The following is a 16,024-nucleotide window of genomic DNA, read 5'->3' as shown; positions in this document are numbered from 1 at the left end:
CCCCGATATCTACACCACTCGGACAACCCTCTGCCCCTACCCCCCGGTCTGCCTTTCGGCCGCGCGCCCCACCGGTCCGGCCCCGGGGGGGCGGCCGGCCGCGTGCGTGTTCGCCACGCGGCCGTCCGCCGTTCGCCGGGTCGGCGCCGGTGCTGATCAGGAGGCCGGCGGGGGTGTGTTCGGCGGCGTGAAGGTGTCGCCGCCCCCCGCGGATCCGTCCTTGTGCGCGAGCCGGTCCATGGCGCCCTTGGCCTTGCCGGTGCCCGTGTGGATCCTGTCGCTGTACTTGCCCTTGGTCTTCTCGTCGACGACGTGCGCGGCCTTGTCGATGCCGTGCTGGATCTTGTCCCCGTGCTGGAGCGCGAGGTCCGAGACCTTGCCTCTGGCCGGGGTGAGCTTGGCCTTCAAACTGTCCAAAAGACCCATGGGTCACCTTCCTCGCGGGTTCCTCACGTGCGGGCGCTGTCGTCCGCCGCGTTGTCGGCGGCCTCCTCGGCGGACTGCTGCCGGGGGATTCCGACGCCTTCTCCGCCGACGCCTTCGCCGATGCCTTCGTCGCCGGCTGTCTCCGTCTCGTTCTCCGGCTCCGCTCCGGTCGTCGCCCCGGCCCTCGGCTCGGCCGTCGTCTCGCTCTCCGTCCCGGGCCCGGGACGGGCGGGGGCGCCTGCGGCCCCGGTCGCCTCGGCAGGGGTGTCCTGATCCTCGGTCCCGGCGGGCTTCCGGGCCGGGGAAGCCTCGGCCGACTGGTCCGTCTCGTCGACGGCCGTCGCCTCTCCCGCTGCCTCTACCGCTGTCTCCTCCGTCGCCGCCTTGGTCGCGGCTCCCTCCGCCGCCGCTTCGTCCGTCGCTTCGTCCGAGGCCTTGGACCTTCCGAAAAGTCGTCCCAAAACGCCCATATCTACACTCCATACGGTACTCGTGCGGGTGACATCCCGCGTCGGCCGGTGCGTCCGTTCGCGCCACCGGAGGCCGCTGCTCCCGCCGCGGCGACGGGAATCCCGCAACGGGGAACGACACCGCACCGGGCCCGTCACGTAACTCGTTCGAGGGCGGTCGCGGAGGTTTGCGAGACTGGTCCCGTGAGCAGCGCACCCCCCGCCCCCCGCGTCATCGCCGTCGTCGGACCGACTGCGGCCGGAAAGTCCGATCTGGGCGTCTTCCTGGCCCAGCGACTCGGCGGCGAGGTCGTCAACGCCGACTCCATGCAGCTCTACCGAGGGATGGACATCGGCACCGCCAAACTGACGGTCGAGGAGCGCGGCGGCGTCCCGCACCACCTCCTGGACGTCTGGGACGTCACGGTCACCGCCTCCGTCGCCGAGTACCAGCGGCTGGCGCGGGAGCGCATCGACGCCCTGCTCGCCGCGGGCAGGTGGCCGGTCCTGGTCGGCGGCTCCGGCCTGTACGTGCGCGGCGCCGTCGACAATCTGGAGTTCCCGGGCACCGACCCCGAGGTCCGCGCCCGGCTGGAGGAGGAACTCACGCTGCGCGGTTCGGGAGCCCTGCACGCCCGGCTGGCCGCGGCCGATCCGGAGGCCGCGCAGGCGATCCTGCCCGGCAACGGCCGCCGTATCGTCCGGGCGCTCGAGGTGATCGAGATCACCGGCAAGCCCTTCACCGCCAATCTGCCCGGCCATGACTCGGTCTACGACACCGTCCAGATCGGCGTGGACGTGGCGCGCCCGGAACTCGACGAGCGCATCGCCCGGCGCGTCGACCGCATGTGGGACGCGGGACTCGTGGACGAGGTCCGTGCGCTGGAGGCCCGGGGTCTGCGCGAGGGCCGTACGGCCTCACGCGCGCTCGGCTATCAGCAGGTCCTCACGGCCCTGAGCGGAGACTGCACGGAGGACGAGGCGCGCGCGGAGACCGTGCGCGCCACCAAGCGCTTCGCGCGCCGTCAGGATTCGTGGTTCAGGCGCGATCCGCGGGTGCACTGGCTGAGTGGGGCTGCGGCTGATCTCACGGAACTTCCGGAGTCCGCACTGGCGTTCGTGGAGCGACCGGTCACAGCCTGATCACGTCATTGCATCGGGACGCCCAGGCCGTCATCCAGCCCTCCCGCGCCGTGCCATCATCGAGCTTCGATCGACCAAGTGGAGTCCGAGTTGGGAGGGCGCGTGGCGATGGAGGCCGGCCCTCGCGACACGGCACACGGCACCGAACACCTCACCACCGAGCGTGGTGAGGCGGAGCCGGAGGAAGCCCGTCTGAGCCCGGACGGGCCGGACGAGGACGACACCCAGGGCGGGGTGACCGACGACGGTCCCGAGCCCGAGGAGATGTTCGCGAGCGGTCCCGAGGTCGAGGTCGAGCTGCGCCCGCAGCGACGGCTGCGGATCTGGCAGCTCGCGCCCATCGTGGCCCTGGCCGCCGTCGGCTCCCTGATGTTCGCCTTCCCGCTCGCCTTCGACTTCGGCGACAGCGGCGCCATGATCGCCATGCTCGGGCTGCTGATCTGCTTCTGCGCGGCCGGATGGGGCATGACGGCCGCTCGCCGCGTGGGTTACACGTGGCCCGGGCTGCCCGCGCGCGGCTCCGGGCGCAGACCCGACTGGCGGGTCGCCCTCTTCTACGTCGTGCTGATCGCGGCGGTGGTGGCGCTGGCCGTCTGGCGGGTCGCCAGGCTGCGCTGAGCCCGCCGCGCGCCACGCCGTACGATCGAGGAATGAGCACCCGGATCGCCTTCCTCAAGGGGCACGGGACCGAGAACGACTTCGTGATCGTCCCGGACCCCGACAACGCCGTAGACCTCTCCCCGGCCCACGTCGCCGCCCTGTGCGACCGCCGCGCGGGCATCGGCGGCGACGGGGTGCTGCACGTCGTGCGGTCCGCGGCGCACCCCGAGGCCGGTCACATGGCCGCCGAGGCGGAGTGGTTCATGGACTACCGCAACGGCGACGGCTCCGTCGCCGAGATGTGCGGCAACGGCGTCCGCGTCTTCGCGCGCTACCTCCAGCACGCCGGACTCGTCACCGACGGCGATCTCGCGGTCGCCACGCGCGGGGGCGTCAAGCGCGTGCACCTCGCCAAGGACGGCGACGTCACGGTCGGCATGGGCCGGGCCCGTCTCCCCGAGGGCGACGTCACCGTGACGGTCGGCGAGCGCAGCTGGCCCGCGCGCAACGTGAACATGGGCAACCCGCACGCCGTCGCCTTCGTGGACGACCTCGCGCACGCGGGCCCCCTGCTCTCCCCGCCGCCCTTCAGCCCCGCCGCCGCCTACCCGGACGGGGTCAACGTCGAGTTCGTCGTGGACCGGGGCCCGCGGCACGTCGCGCTGCGCGTGCACGAGCGCGGCTCCGGCGAGACCCGCTCGTGCGGCACGGGCGCGTGCGCCGTCGCCGTGGCCGCCGCGCGCCGGGACGGCGCCGACCCTGCGGCCAGCGGAACCCCCGTCACCTACACGGTCGACCTTCCCGGCGGACGCCTGGTGATCACCGAGCGCCCCGACGGCGAGATCGAGATGACCGGCCCCGCCGTGATCGTCGCCACAGGGGAGATCGATTCCGAATGGCTGGAAACCGCCGTTCGCTGATCCCGTCGAGGCTTCGGATCGGAGGCGGGGCCTGTCCCGGAGGAGTCATGGGACCGTCCTCGCCCCGATCACGGGGTTCGAATCCGTCCTCGGGTCCAGCTCTGGTGGCTCGAAACCGTAAACCTGGAATCCGTCGCTCGAATGGGTGATCCGTTTCACGCTCGGCGAGAGGCGGTCGGTCGCGCGTGATGGGCTCGGTAGCATCAAGCACCGGCCCGGACGGGGGACCGTTCAACCAGTCCCCTGAGCCGTGTCCGCCCTGGGACACCCCGTCCGCCGGTCCACGCAGCCGGAGGTGCCCATGAGTGCGGAGGCCACGAACCCTGCGACCCCAGGCCCGGTAACCCCGGCCACACCCCGCAGGCGCAGCCTTCCCCGGATCGACCTGCGCCGCCTGGGCCGGGCCGCGCTGCTCGGCCCCGCCTCCCGCGGCCGGCTGCCCGACGCGATCAGCCATGTCGTCGAGGTCCATCGCGCGCACCACCCCGACGCCGACCTCGAACCCCTGCGCCGCGCCTATGTGCTCGCCGAGTCCTCGCACCGCGGGCAGATGCGCAAGAGCGGCGAGCCCTACATCACCCACCCCCTCGCGGTGACGCTGATCCTCGCCGAACTCGGCGCGGAGACCACCGCCTTGACGGCCTCGCTGCTCCACGACACCGTCGAGGACACCGACGTGACGCTCGATCAGGTCGGCGAGGAGTTCGGCGCCGAGGTGCGCTATCTCGTCGACGGCGTCACGAAGTTGGAGAAGGTCGACTACGGCGCCGCCGCCGAACCCGAGACGTTCCGCAAGATGCTCGTCGCCACCGGCAACGACGTCCGAGTGATGTCGATCAAACTCGCCGACCGGCTGCACAACATGCGCACCCTCGGCGTGATGCGCCCCGAGAAGCAGGCGCGCATCGCCAAGGTGACCCGCGACGTCCTCATCCCGCTCGCCGAACGCCTCGGCGTGCAGGCGCTCAAGACGGAGCTGGAGGACCTCGTCTTCGCGATCCTCCACCCGGAGGAGTACGCGCACACCCGTGAGCTGATCGCGGGCAACGCGGCGCAGGAGAGCGATCCGCTGGCCGAGTTCTCCGACGTGATGCGCACGGTGCTGCGCGAGGCCGGGATCCAGGCCGAAGTCCTCATCCGGCCACGGCACTTCGTCTCCGTCCACCGGGTCTCCCGCAAACGCGGCCGGCTGCGGGGCTGCGACTTCGGCCGACTGCTGGTGCTGGTGAACGAGGACGCCGACTGTTACGCCGTGCTGGGCGAACTGCACACCTGTATGACGCCGGTCGTCTCGGAGTTCAAGGACTTCATCGCCGTTCCCAAGTTCAACCTGTACCAGTCGCTGCACACCGCCGTGGCCCGCGAGGACGGTCAGGTCGCGGAGGTCCTCATCCGCACGCACCAGATGCACAAGGTCGCCGAGGCCGGCGTCATCGCGCTCGGCAACCCCTACACGTCCTCCGCGGAGGAGCAGAGCGCCCCGGGCGCCCCCGCGGACGAGGAGCGCGTCGACCCCACCCGGCCCGGCTGGCTCTCCCGCCTTCTGGACTGGCAGGAGGCGGCGCCCGATCCCGACACCTTCTGGTCGACCCTGCGCGAGGACCTCGCCCAGGACCGCGAGATCACCGTCTACCGGCCCGACGGCGGCGCCCTCGGCCTGCCCGAGGGGGCCACCTGCGTGGACGCCGCCTACGCGCAGTACGGCGAGGACGCCCACGCCTGCATCGGCGCCCGGGTGAACGGCCGCCTGGCGACCCTCAGCACCGTGCTGCGGGACGGCGACACGGTCCAGCTCCTGATGGGCCAGGACCCCGCCTCGGAGCCCTCCAGGGAGTGGCTGGATCACGCGCACACCCCCGCCGCCCGGATCGCCATCCAGCGCTGGCTGACGACGCACCCGGCGCCAGCCGAGGACGCTGCCGCCGAATCCGACGCCGGCCCCGCCGAGACCGCTCAGCCCGCCCGGTCCGCGGCCGACGCCGCCCCGGCGGACCCGTCCGCCCCGAGCCCCGGAGCGGCGATCACCGTCGACGACCGGCCCGACGCGAACGTCCGGCTCGCCGGATGCTGCACGCCCGTGCCGCTCGACGACGTCACCGGCTTCTCGGTGCGCGGGGGAGTGGTGACCGTGCACCGCGCCGAGTGCGCCGCCGTGACGCGCATGGCCGACGCGGGGCGTGAAGAGGTCGCCGTGCGCTGGGGCGACACCACCGGATGCCGGGTCACCCTGGTCGCCGAGTCGTTCGGCCGCCCCCACCTGCTCGCCGACCTCACCGAGGCCATGGCGCTCGAGGGCGCCGAGATCGTCTCCGCCACCGTCGAACCGCCGAGCCAGCAGCGGGTGCGTCACACCTACACCGTCCACCTGCCCGACGCGGCCCACCTGCCCGCCCTGCTGCGCGCCATGCGCAACGTGCCCGGCGTGTACGACGTGGGGCGCGCGCAGCACCACGCGGCGGCCTCCTCCGGGACGAGGTAGGTCTGGCCACGCGCGCGTGAGCCACCCGTTCGGGTGGGCCGGGCGCGCGTCGCCGACGCGGCGCCCCCGCCCACTGGTAGCGGTGGTGCATGCTGCTCACCCCTCGCGCCCGGCTGAAGTCCGCGCTGCTCGCCTCGGCCGTGTCCGTCTGCCTCGTCGCCGCGAGCGCGCCGGCGGCCCCGCTCGGCGTCGGCGACCGCCTCTTCCCGAACCTCGGCAACCCCGGCTACGACGTCGCGTCGTACGACCTGTCCTTCACCTACTCCGGCGCCAACGACAAGCCGCTCCAGGCCGTCACCGTCATCAACGCCTGGACCACCGCCGCCCTGGACCGGATCAACCTCGACTTCGCGCACGGCAAGGTCGACTCGGTCGAGGTGGACGGCAGGCCGGCCGCCTTCACCGGCGCGGACGACGACCTGGTGATCACCCCGCGGGACACGCTCGTCCCGGGGAGCTGGATGCGCATCACCGTGCGGCACACCAGCGATCCCGTGATGAGCGGCGACCGCGACGGCGGCTGGGTCAGGACCGTGGACGGCCTCGCCATGGCGAACCAGGCGGACGCCGCGCACCTCGTCTTCCCGTGCAACGACCACCCCTCCGACAAGGCGATGTTCACCATCCGGGTGACCGCGCCGGAGGCCTACACGGCCGTCGCGAACGGGCTGCCCGCCGGCGTGGAGAAGTCCGGCGGGACGACCACCTGGACGTACCGCACCCAGCACCCCATGGCCACCGAGCTCGCCCAGGTGTCCGTGGGCCGCTCCACCGTCGTGCACCGCGAGGGGCCGCACGCGCTGCCGCTGCGGGACGTCGTGCCCACCAAGGACCGCGCCCTCCTCGAGCCCTGGCTGAAGAAGACCCCCGAGCAGATCGCATGGCTGGAACGCAAGGTCGGCCCCTACCCCTTCGAGACCTACGGGCTGCTCATGGCCGACGCCTCCACCGGTTTCGAACTCGAGACGCAGACCCTGTCCCTCTTCGAGAAGGACCTCTTCACCCAGCCCGCCTACCCCAAGTGGTACATCGAGTCGATCATGGTCCATGAGCTGGCCCACCAGTGGTTCGGCGACAGCGTCTCACCGCGCACCTGGTCCGACCTGTGGCTGAACGAGGGGCACGCCACCTGGTACGAGGCGCTGTACGCGGAGGAGAAGTCGGGCCGCACCCTTCAGGCGCGCATGAAGGCGGCCTACGGCGCCTCCGACCGCTGGCGTGCCGCCGGAGGACCGCCCGCCCTGCCCAAGGCGCCGAAGCCCGGCCAGAAGATCAGCATCTTCCGCCCCAACGTGTACGACGGCGCCGCACTCGTCCTCTACGCGCTGCGCCAGGAGATCGGCCGGGCCGCGTTCGCCCACCTGGAACGCGCCTGGACGCACAACCACCGGGACTCGACGGCGAGCACCGCAGACTTCGCCCGCCTCGCCGAGAACGTCTCCGGACGCGACCTCACCCCTTTCTTCAGGGAGTGGCTCTACGGCGAGAAGACCCCGCCGATGCCGGGCCACCCGGACTGGAAGGCGACGGCCCCTGCCGTGAAGAACCCCGCCGGGAACGCCCCGAAGCCCGCCCCGCAGGCCCCGCCCGCCGCGAAATAAGGCCGTGACGAGACGGGCCGTGCCGTGCGACCATCGACAGGACGCCGCGGCACGGGACACGGGAATCTCCCGACCGGCTCGCGCGTTGTGCAGCATGTAGGACGCCGACTCGGCATCTCCCACGACGTAAGGATCCAATGACCTCCTCTTCTTCCGCTTCCCAGGACACCCCGCGCATGGCGCACGCCTACCCCGAAGGTCTTCGGGCCGATGCCCTGATGGAAGAGGACGTCGCCTGGAGCCACGAGATCGACGGAGAGCGGGACGGCGACCAGTTCGACCGCTCCGAGCGCGCGGCCCTGCGCAGGGTCGCCGGCCTCTCCACCGAGCTCGAGGACGTCACCGAGGTCGAGTACCGCCAGCTCCGTCTGGAGCGGGTCGTGCTCGTCGGCGTCTGGACCACGGGGACCGCGCAGGACGCGGACAACTCCCTCGCGGAGCTCGCCGCCCTCGCGGAGACCGCGGGCGCGCTCGTGCTCGACGGTGTGATCCAGCGCCGCGACAAGCCCGACGCGGCCACCTTCATCGGTTCCGGCAAGGCCATGGAGCTGCGCGACATCGTCGTCGAGTCCGGCGCGGACACCGTCATCTGCGACGGCGAGCTCAGCCCGGGCCAGCTCATCGCCCTCGAAGACGTCGTCAAGGTCAAGGTCATCGACCGTACGGCCCTGATCCTCGACATCTTCGCCCAGCACGCCAAGTCCCGGGAGGGCAAGGCGCAGGTCGCGCTCGCGCAGATGCAGTACATGCTGCCGAGGCTGCGCGGCTGGGGTCAGTCGCTGTCCCGTCAGATGGGCGGCGGCAAGGGCGGCGGCCTCGCCACCCGTGGTCCCGGTGAGACCAAGATCGAGACGGACCGGCGGCGGATCCGCGAGAAGATGGCGAAGATGCGCCGGGAGATCGCGGAGATGAAGACCGGCCGCGAGATCAAGCGCCAGGAGCGCAAGCGCCACAAGGTGCCGTCCGTCGCCATCGCGGGCTACACCAACGCGGGCAAGTCCTCCCTGCTCAACCGCCTCACCGGCGCGGGCGTCCTGGTCGAGAACGCCCTGTTCGCGACCCTGGACCCGACGGTGCGCCGGGCCGAGACGCCCAGCGGCCGCCTGTACACCCTGGCGGACACCGTCGGATTCGTCCGGCACCTGCCGCACCACCTGGTCGAGGCGTTCCGCTCGACCATGGAGGAGGTCGGCGAGGCCGACCTGATCCTGCACGTGGTGGACGGCTCGCACCCGAACCCGGAGGAGCAGCTGGCCGCCGTGCGCGAGGTGGTCCGGGACGTCGGCGCCACCGGCGTGCCCGAGATCGTCGTCATCAACAAGGCGGACGCGGCCGACCCGCTGACGCTGCAGCGGCTCATGCGGGTCGAGAAGCGGTCCATCGCGGTCTCCGCCCGCACCGGCCAGGGCATCGAGGCGCTGCTCGCGCTGATCGACGACGAGCTGCCGAGGCCGTCCGTCGAGGTCGAGGCGCTGGTGCCGTACACGCACGGCAGGCTGATCGCCCGCGCCCACGACGAGGGCGAGGTGATCTCCGCGGAGCACACGGCGGAGGGCACCCTGCTCAAGGCGCGGGTGCACGAGGAGCTGGCGGCGGAACTCGCGCCGTACCTGCCGGCGCCGGCCGCCTGAGCCGTCGCCTGACCGATCCGCTGAACGCGAAGGCCCGCCACCGCTTGCCGCGGGGGCGGGCCTTCGCGCGCATGCGGTGCGGCGGTCGTCCGCTGCCGCTCGCTCGGGCTACCGCCCGGCGAACTTCTTGCTCACCGAGTCGTACACGCCCTTGGCCACGTCGTTCAGCCGCGGGCCCGCGAGCCAGCCCGCGTCCACCGGGCCGATCGAGGTGTTCGACACCAGCGCGGGCTTTCCGTCCGCGCCCGTGGCGACCCAGCCGCCGCCCGAGGCGCCGCCGGTCATCGTGCAGCCGATGCGGTACATCGTCGGGTCCGCGGTGCTGAGCGAGAACCGACCCGGCTTGTCCTTGCACTGGTAGAGCTTCTGCCCGTCGTAGGGCGCCGCCGCCGGGTATCCGGTCGCCGTGATGCGGCTCACCTTGGGCGCCGCCGGGGCCTTGAAGTCCACCGGGAGCGCCGAACCGACCGTCTCCTCCAGGGACTTGCCGGAACCGCCCTCCTCCGGCGTCACATGGATGACGGCGTAGTCGTAGGAGGCGCCGTCACCGCCGGTCTGGCCGCCCTGGGCGATCCACTGGTCGGAGGTCTGCGCCCAGTCGCCCCACCACACGCCGTAGGGAGCCGCCTGCTCCTTGGTCGCCGACTCCATCTGCGCGGCCGTCTTGCCGGAGTCGTTGTACGACGGGACGAACGCGATGTTCCGGTACCAGCCGCCCTTCTTGCCGGCGTGCACACAGTGACCGGCCGTCCAGACCAGGTTGGACTTGCCCGGGTGGGCCGGGTCCCGCACGACCGTCGCCGAGCAGACCATCGTCCCCTCGGGGGAGTCGAAGAACACCTTGCCCGCCTGGGGCGCGTTGGCGTGGTACGAGGGTGAGACCGCCTTCGCCTGCACGGCCGCGGGCGTCGGGTCGGTCACCCCCTGGTCGCCGGAGAGATCGCTGTCGTCGACGCCGCGGTCCGGGTCCTCGGCCTCCCGCATCCGGTCCGGGTCCCACAGTCCCTTGATGATCGGGTTGACGTAGTCCTGCGCCTCACGCAGCCAGTCGTCCTTGTCCCAGTTCTTCCAGGCGCCGTTCTTCCACTTGTCGAGATCGATCCCGTGTTCCTTGAGCCGGTCCTTGATGTCGTCCGGGATCGTGATCTTTCCGTCGTCGGCGGCGGACGCCGAGGCGCTCGCCTGGCCGCTCGCATCGGCGTCGCCCGAATCGCAGGCGGTCGCGGTGAGCGCGAGCACCGAGGCGAGGGCGACGGCGCTCAGCACGGGGGAGGTTCTGCGACGCGCGTTCCTTCCCCGGCGAGCGGTGGACGACGGCCGTATGGATCGCATGCTGGTACTCCCCCTGCTGTCAACGAACGTGAAGCTCCGGCCGTCCCGCAGAGTGAACCCGGCGGAACTCGGTCGAACTCGATCAGACGTGCCTGTACTCCGTCGAGCTCGGTTCAACTCGGCCGAAAGCAAACGGACTCGGTCGTGTTCCGTCGAACTCAGGGTGATCTCACGTCGAGTTCAAGCGGGTCTCACGACCGGGTGCGATGCCACCACACGATATGCGGTCGCTGTGGGGGACTTCCGACGGAACGGCAACTGTTCGGTCACAGCGGGGATCTTGAGGCAACCGGATCTTGAGGCAACCCGTAACCGGTCGATGCGTCGGGGGTTGTAGCGGCAGGGGCTGCCGTGGCGTCCGCCTCCGCACCGCGGGCCGGCGGGGAGCGAGGCCGTGGCCGAGCCGGCGCCCCAGGGCGTTCGTGAGCGAGCCGTCGGGCCGGGCGGCGTCACCGCCCGATCGCGGACAGTCCCCTTCCTCACCAGGAGCGACCTTGACCACCTCCCCCGACTCCGCCGCCGATCTCCTGGACCACCCCGACCCGCACACGGCGGCCCAGGCCGCCGCCGTGGAGAACCTGCTGCGCTGCTGGGTGCGCGAGGCCGGCCTGCCCGCGCCCGCCGACGGCCTCCTGCTGATCCCGCTGCCCGCCAGCGGAGCCGCCCTGCTGGCGCCCGTCCTCTACTGGTCCCCGACGGGCATGCACCGCTTCGGCCTGCCCCGCCTGGCGGGCGCGCCCGAGCAGACCCCGCCCGTGGACGCCGTCATGGTCGCGGCGCTGCTCGCCCGCGAGACGAACCCGGCCGCCGGCCGGACCGCCCCGCCCGCCGACGTCCCGCCGGTCACCGCGGGCGACGAAGCCTGGTCGATCAGCGCCGCTGACGAAGTCAGGCCGGTCACCGCCGGCGACGAAGTGCGGCCGGTCACCGCTGACAGCGAAGGCGTCGACCTCGTCGCACGGGTCGCCGACTCGCTCCGCCGCACCGCCGCCTTCATCGGCGAACGCCGGGAACGCCCCGCCGACGCTTCCGACCTGTTCCTCGCCGCCGAGCAGGCGCTGGTGCTCGGCCATCCGCTGCACCCGACCCCGAAGAGCCGGGAAGGGCTCTCGGACGGTGACGCCCGCCTGTACTCGCCCGAGGCACGCGGATCGTTCCCCCTGCACTGGCTCGCCGTCGATCCCTCGGCACTGGCCACCGACTCCGCCTGGACCGAGGGCGGCCGCCCCGTCCCCGCCGCCGTGCTGACGGCCCGGCTCGCCGGCCGCGGCCTGCCGCTGCCCGAGGGCTTCGCGGCGCTGCCGATGCATCCCTGGCAACTGCGCGAGGCACGGCGCCGGCCGGAGGTCCGAGCCCTGCTCGACGCCGGACTGCTCAAGGACCTCGGCGCGCACGGCCCGCCCTGGCACCCGACCTCCTCCGTGCGCACCGTCCACCGCTCCGGCGCCCCCGCGATGCTCAAACTCTCGCTGGGACTGCGCATCACCAACTCCCGGCGCGAGAACCTCCGCAAGGAACTCCACCGCGGCGTCGAGGTGCACCGCCTGCTGCGCGCCGGGCTGGCACGGCGGTGGCGGGCCGCCCACCCCGGCTTCGACATCGTCCGGGACCCGGCCTGGCTCGCCGTCGACGGTCCGGACGGCCTCCCGCTGACCGGCCTCGACGTGGTGATCCGCCACAACCCGTTCACTCCGGGGGACGACGTCGCCTGCCTCGCCGGTCTCGTCGCCCCCCGGCCGAACGGCCCGCGCGGGGCCGCCGGCGCGGTTCGCCCGGACGCAGCGGCCGTCCCCCGCTCGAGGCTGGCCTCGATCGTCCACCGCCTCGCCCGACACACCGGACGGTCCGTCGCAGCGGTCGCCGCCGAGTGGTTCCTGCGCTACCTGGAACGGGTGGTCCGCCCCGTCCTGTGGCTCGACGGCGAGGCGGGCATCGCACTGGAGGCACACCAGCAGAACACCCTCCTCCTGCTGGACGCCGACGGCTGGCCCACGGGCGGCCGCTACCGCGACAACCAGGGCTACTACTTCCGCGAGTCCCGCCGCGCGGACCTCGCCGCCCGGCTGCCAGGCATCGGCGAGGCCGGCGACACCTTCGTGGACGACGAGGTCACCGACGAGCGCTTCTGCTACTACCTGGGAATCAACAACGTCCTCGGTCTCGTCGGCGCGTTCGGTTCGCAGCGGCTCGCCGACGAGCGGCTGCTGCTCGCCGCCCTCCGCCGCTTCCTCGCGGACGCCGCCCGCGGCCCGCGCCGGCTGCGCAGCTCGCTGCCCGCGCGGCTGCTCGACTCGCCGGTGCTGCGCTGCAAGGCCAATCTGCTGACGCGGCTGCACGGCCTCGACGAACTGGTCGGACCGGTGGACACCCAGTCCGTCTACGTCACGGTCCCCAATCCGCTGCGTGCCTGAGCCGGGGGAGACCGACGTCCGCCCGGCGTCGCCTGCCCTGTGCCCCCTGCCGCCACTCGCCTGCCGTGCGTGCGTCCGTCCGAGAGGAGCCCTGCGTGCGGTCCGTCGAGACCGGAAGCGAACTCCGTCCCGTTCCCGTGCCCGCCCCGGCCGCCAACGCCGTCGCCGGTCTCGGCCTCGGTGTCGGGGACTGGGGCACCGCCAGGACGCCGGTGGGCGCGTTCCGCCTCGTCCCCGTACGCCTTGACCGGGACCTGCCCCTCGTCGGCCGGTGGATGAACGACCCCGCCGTCGCGGCCTTCTGGGAACTGGCGGGACCCCGCCGCGTCACCGCGCGACACCTGCGCGGACAACTCGCCGGCGACGGGCGCAGCGTCCCGTGCCTGGGAGTGCTCGAAGGGCGGCCCATGAGCTATTGGGAGATCTACCGTGCCGATCTCGATCCCCTGGCCGGCCACTATCCGGCCCGGCCGTACGACACCGGGATCCACCTGCTCATCGGCCGTCCCGCCGACCGGGGGCGAGGGCTCGGGAGCCTGCTGCTGCGCGCCGTCGCCGATCTCGTCCTGGCCGGCCTGCCCGCGTGCGTCCGGGTGGTGGCCGAGCCCGACCTGCGCAACGTGCCGTCCGTCGCCGCGTTCCTGAGCGCCGGATTCCGGTTCTGCGCCGAGCTGGATCTTCCCGCCAAACGGGCCGCCCTCATGGTCCGGGACCGGAGCCCGCGTGATCGGCTGTGAACCCCGTCGCCGGTTCTCGTCGGTCCCCACCCGTCCACATCCGTCCACACCGAACTTCGGCGGTCTTTCGCGGTCGGGCATGGTCGACTCTCGATCGTCGACCGGTCGTCCACCGTGCCGACCCGGTCATCTTCGTTCGCCTCGCCTCCCCGCGGCGCGAGGGCGCCGTCTTGATCACCTCCCTCCCGTCCGCCTCGACCGCCCGATTGTCAGTGCCGCGCCGTAGGGTGGTCGCGCTATGACGAAGCCCTCACTCCCCGAACTCCTGCATGCCGCCGTCGCCGCCGTCGGAGGCACGGAGCGCCCCGGCCAGGTGACCATGGCCGAATCCGTCGCCGAGGCGATCGACGACGGTTCCCATCTGCTGGTCCAGGCCGGCACCGGTACCGGTAAGTCGCTCGGCTACCTCGTGCCCGCGCTCGCCCACGGGGAGCGCGTCGTGGTGGCGACCGCCACGCTGGCCCTGCAGCGCCAGCTCGTGGAGCGGGATCTGCCGCGCACGGTCGACGCGCTGCACCCGCTGCTGCGCCGCCGCCCGGAGTTCGCGATGCTCAAGGGCAGATCGAACTACCTGTGTCTGCACCGACTCCACGAAGGCGTCCCGCAGGACGAGGAGGAGGGCCTCTTCGACCAGTTCGAGGCCGCCGCGCCCAGCAGCAAGCTGGGCCAGGACCTGCTGCGACTGCGGGACTGGTCGGACGAGACCGAGTCCGGTGACCGCGACGATCTGACGCCGGGCGTGTCCGACCGGGCCTGGGCGCAGATCTCGGTCTCCTCCCGGGAGTGCCTGGGCGCGACCAAGTGCGCGTACGGCGCCGAGTGCTTCGCGGAGATGGCCCGTGAGCGCGCGAAACTGGCCGATGTCGTCGTCACCAACCACGCCCTGCTCGCCATCGACGCCATCGAGGGCGCTCCCGTCCTTCCGCAGCACGAGGTGCTGATCGTCGACGAGGCCCACGAGCTGGTCTCGCGGGTCACCGGCGTCGCGACGGGCGAGCTCACCCCCGGCCAGGTCAACCGGGCGGTGCGCCGGGCGGCCAAGCTGGTCGACGAAAAGGCGGCCGACCAGCTGCAGACGGCCGCCGAGGGCTTCGAGCGGCTGATGGAGCTGGCGCTGCCCGGCCGTCTGGAGGAGGTCCCGGAGGATCTCGGCTACGCGCTCATGGCGCTGCGCGACGCCGCGCGGACCGTCATCTCCGCCATCGGCTCGACCCGCGACAAGTCGGTCCAGGACGAGGACGCGGTCCGCAAGCAGGCGCTGGCCTCGGTCGAGTCGGTGCACGACGTGGCGGAGCGGATCACCAACGGATCCGAGTGGGACGTCGTGTGGTACGAGCGGCACGACCGTTTCGGCGCGTCGCTGCGCGTCGCCCCGATGTCGGTCTCGGGCCTGCTGCGGGAGAAGCTCTTCACGGACCGCTCCGTCACCCTCGCCTCGGCCACCTTGAAGCTGGGCGGCGACTTCAACGGAGTGGGCGCTTCGATGGGGCTGGCCCCGGAGGGCACGCAGGGGGACGACGTCCCGCAGTGGAAGGGCATCGACGTCGGCTCGCCCTTCGACTACCGCAAGCAGGGCATCCTCTACGTCGCCAAACACCTCGCGCGCCCCGCGCGGGACGGCGACCGCGCCGACATGCTCGACGAGCTGACGGAACTGATCCAGGCAGCCGGCGGCCGCACCCTCGGCCTCTTCTCCTCCATGCGTGCGGCCCAGCTCGCCGCCGAGGAACTGCGCGTGCGCATCCCCGAGTTCCCGATCCTCCTCCAGGGCGAGGAGACGCTCGGCGAGCTGATCAAGAACTTCTCGGCAGATCCGCGGACCTGTCTGTTCGGCACGCTGTCGCTCTGGCAGGGCGTCGACGTCCCCGGCCCCAGCTGCCAGCTCGTCGTCATGGACAAGATCCCCTTCCCGCGGCCTGACGACCCCCTCATGAGCGCGCGCCAGAAGGCGGTGGAGGAAGCCGGAGGCAACGGCTTCATGGCGGTGGCGGCCACCCACGCGGCACTGCTCATGGCACAGGGGGCGGGCCGACTCGTCCGGGCGTCGGGAGACCGCGGGGTCGTCGCCGTCCTGGACCAGCGGCTGGCGACGGCCCGCTACGGCAGCTATCTCAAGGCGTCCCTGCCCGACTTCTGGTACACCACGGACCCCCACCAGGTCCGCAGGTCGCTGGCGGCGATCGACGCGAAGGCGAAGCAGGCGGAGGCAGACAAGGCACAGACGGATCCGGAGACGGAGCGGACGGAGCCGGAGCAGGCGGAGGCAGAGACGGAGTAGACCGGCCGGGCGGCCGA

General features: G+C 72.4%; 12 protein-coding genes. 9 read left to right on the top strand and 3 right to left on the bottom strand.

Going from position 1 to position 16,024, the window contains the following annotated elements; translation table 11 throughout:
• Positions 1-156: 156 nt before the first annotated feature.
• Both ABT300_RS11550 and ABT300_RS11545 read right to left on the bottom strand, forming a co-directional pair.
• Positions 157-426 carry an antitoxin gene (locus ABT300_RS11550; RefSeq protein ID WP_319187247.1) on the bottom strand — a complete coding sequence of 90 codons (270 nt, stop codon included), beginning with the start codon at positions 424-426 and terminating at the stop codon, positions 157-159.
• Positions 427-449: 23 nt separating this feature from the next.
• The gene (locus ABT300_RS11545) at positions 450-896 is read right to left on the bottom strand and encodes a hypothetical protein (protein WP_351674112.1); all 447 of its coding nucleotides are present in this window, start codon (positions 894-896) and stop codon (positions 450-452) included.
• A 183-nt stretch (positions 897-1,079) separates the two neighbouring features.
• On the opposite strand from ABT300_RS11545, the gene miaA reads away from it, so the two are divergent.
• The 6 genes from miaA (at position 1,080) to hflX (ending at position 9,249) form a co-directional block, all read left to right on the top strand.
• Positions 1,080-2,018 carry a tRNA (adenosine(37)-N6)-dimethylallyltransferase MiaA gene (gene miaA / locus ABT300_RS11540; RefSeq protein WP_351674110.1) on the top strand — a complete coding sequence of 313 codons (939 nt, stop codon included), beginning with the start codon at positions 1,080-1,082 and terminating at the stop codon, positions 2,016-2,018.
• A gap of 108 nt (positions 2,019-2,126) precedes the next feature.
• A complete protein-coding gene (locus ABT300_RS11535; protein ID WP_351674118.1) occupies positions 2,127-2,636 on the top strand; it encodes a hypothetical protein in 510 nt (169 codons plus the stop codon).
• Positions 2,637-2,668: 32 nt separating this feature from the next.
• Positions 2,669-3,538, top strand: a complete 870-nt coding sequence (gene dapF, locus ABT300_RS11530) for a diaminopimelate epimerase (RefSeq protein ID WP_351674108.1) — start codon at positions 2,669-2,671, stop codon at positions 3,536-3,538.
• A 301-nt stretch (positions 3,539-3,839) separates the two neighbouring features.
• Positions 3,840-6,017 carry a RelA/SpoT family protein gene (locus tag ABT300_RS11525; RefSeq protein ID WP_351674106.1) on the top strand — a complete coding sequence of 726 codons (2,178 nt, stop codon included), beginning with the start codon at positions 3,840-3,842 and terminating at the stop codon, positions 6,015-6,017.
• Positions 6,018-6,106: 89 nt separating this feature from the next.
• The gene (locus tag ABT300_RS11520; protein ID WP_351674104.1) at positions 6,107-7,618 is read left to right on the top strand and encodes a M1 family metallopeptidase; all 1,512 of its coding nucleotides are present in this window, start codon (positions 6,107-6,109) and stop codon (positions 7,616-7,618) included.
• A 137-nt stretch (positions 7,619-7,755) separates the two neighbouring features.
• On the top strand, positions 7,756-9,249 hold the full coding sequence (gene hflX, locus ABT300_RS11515; protein ID WP_351674102.1) for a GTPase HflX: 1,494 nt from the start codon (positions 7,756-7,758) through the stop codon (positions 9,247-9,249).
• Between the two features lie 108 nt (positions 9,250-9,357).
• On the opposite strand, the gene ABT300_RS11510 is transcribed toward hflX, so the two are convergent.
• The gene (locus ABT300_RS11510; RefSeq protein WP_351674100.1) at positions 9,358-10,581 is read right to left on the bottom strand and encodes a trypsin-like serine peptidase; all 1,224 of its coding nucleotides are present in this window, start codon (positions 10,579-10,581) and stop codon (positions 9,358-9,360) included.
• A 494-nt stretch (positions 10,582-11,075) separates the two neighbouring features.
• Between ABT300_RS11510 and ABT300_RS11505 the strand changes: the two genes are divergently transcribed.
• The 3 genes from ABT300_RS11505 (at position 11,076) to ABT300_RS11495 (ending at position 16,007) form a co-directional block, all read left to right on the top strand.
• Entirely contained in the window at positions 11,076-12,992 is a 1,917-nt protein-coding gene (locus tag ABT300_RS11505; RefSeq protein ID WP_351674098.1) for an IucA/IucC family protein, read from the top strand.
• A gap of 65 nt (positions 12,993-13,057) precedes the next feature.
• On the top strand, positions 13,058-13,729 hold the full coding sequence (locus ABT300_RS11500) for a GNAT family N-acetyltransferase (RefSeq protein ID WP_502977919.1): 672 nt from the start codon (positions 13,058-13,060) through the stop codon (positions 13,727-13,729).
• Between the two features lie 238 nt (positions 13,730-13,967).
• A complete protein-coding gene (locus ABT300_RS11495) occupies positions 13,968-16,007 on the top strand; it encodes an ATP-dependent DNA helicase (RefSeq protein WP_351674096.1) in 2,040 nt (679 codons plus the stop codon).
• Positions 16,008-16,024 lie beyond the last annotated feature (17 nt).

Origin of the sequence: Streptomyces sp. NPDC001027, from assembly GCF_040299045.1 — a bacterium.
GTDB lineage: Bacteria > Actinomycetota > Actinomycetes > Streptomycetales > Streptomycetaceae > Streptomyces.
The sequence above is the reverse complement of the archived record's forward strand: the minus strand, read 5'-3'. Positions and strand labels throughout refer to the sequence as shown.

What these genes read in the sequence shown, in the direction of transcription:
- ABT300_RS11535 (WP_351674118.1), top strand. Translation starts at nt 2,127, where the DNA reads ATGGAGGCCGGCCCTCGCGACACGGCACACGGCACCGAACACCTCACC.
- dapF (WP_351674108.1), top strand. Translation starts at nt 2,669, where the DNA reads ATGAGCACCCGGATCGCCTTCCTCAAGGGGCACGGGACCGAGAACGAC.
- ABT300_RS11525 (WP_351674106.1), top strand. Translation starts at nt 3,840, where the DNA reads ATGAGTGCGGAGGCCACGAACCCTGCGACCCCAGGCCCGGTAACCCCG.
- ABT300_RS11520 (WP_351674104.1), top strand. Translation starts at nt 6,107, where the DNA reads ATGCTGCTCACCCCTCGCGCCCGGCTGAAGTCCGCGCTGCTCGCCTCG.
- ABT300_RS11495 (WP_351674096.1), top strand. Translation starts at nt 13,968, where the DNA reads ATGACGAAGCCCTCACTCCCCGAACTCCTGCATGCCGCCGTCGCCGCC.
- ABT300_RS11545 (WP_351674112.1), bottom strand. Translation starts at nt 896, where the DNA reads ATGGGCGTTTTGGGACGACTTTTCGGAAGGTCCAAGGCCTCGGACGAA.
- hflX (WP_351674102.1), top strand. Translation starts at nt 7,756, where the DNA reads ATGACCTCCTCTTCTTCCGCTTCCCAGGACACCCCGCGCATGGCGCAC.
- ABT300_RS11550 (WP_319187247.1), bottom strand. Translation starts at nt 426, where the DNA reads ATGGGTCTTTTGGACAGTTTGAAGGCCAAGCTCACCCCGGCCAGAGGC.
- ABT300_RS11510 (WP_351674100.1), bottom strand. Translation starts at nt 10,581, where the DNA reads ATGCGATCCATACGGCCGTCGTCCACCGCTCGCCGGGGAAGGAACGCG.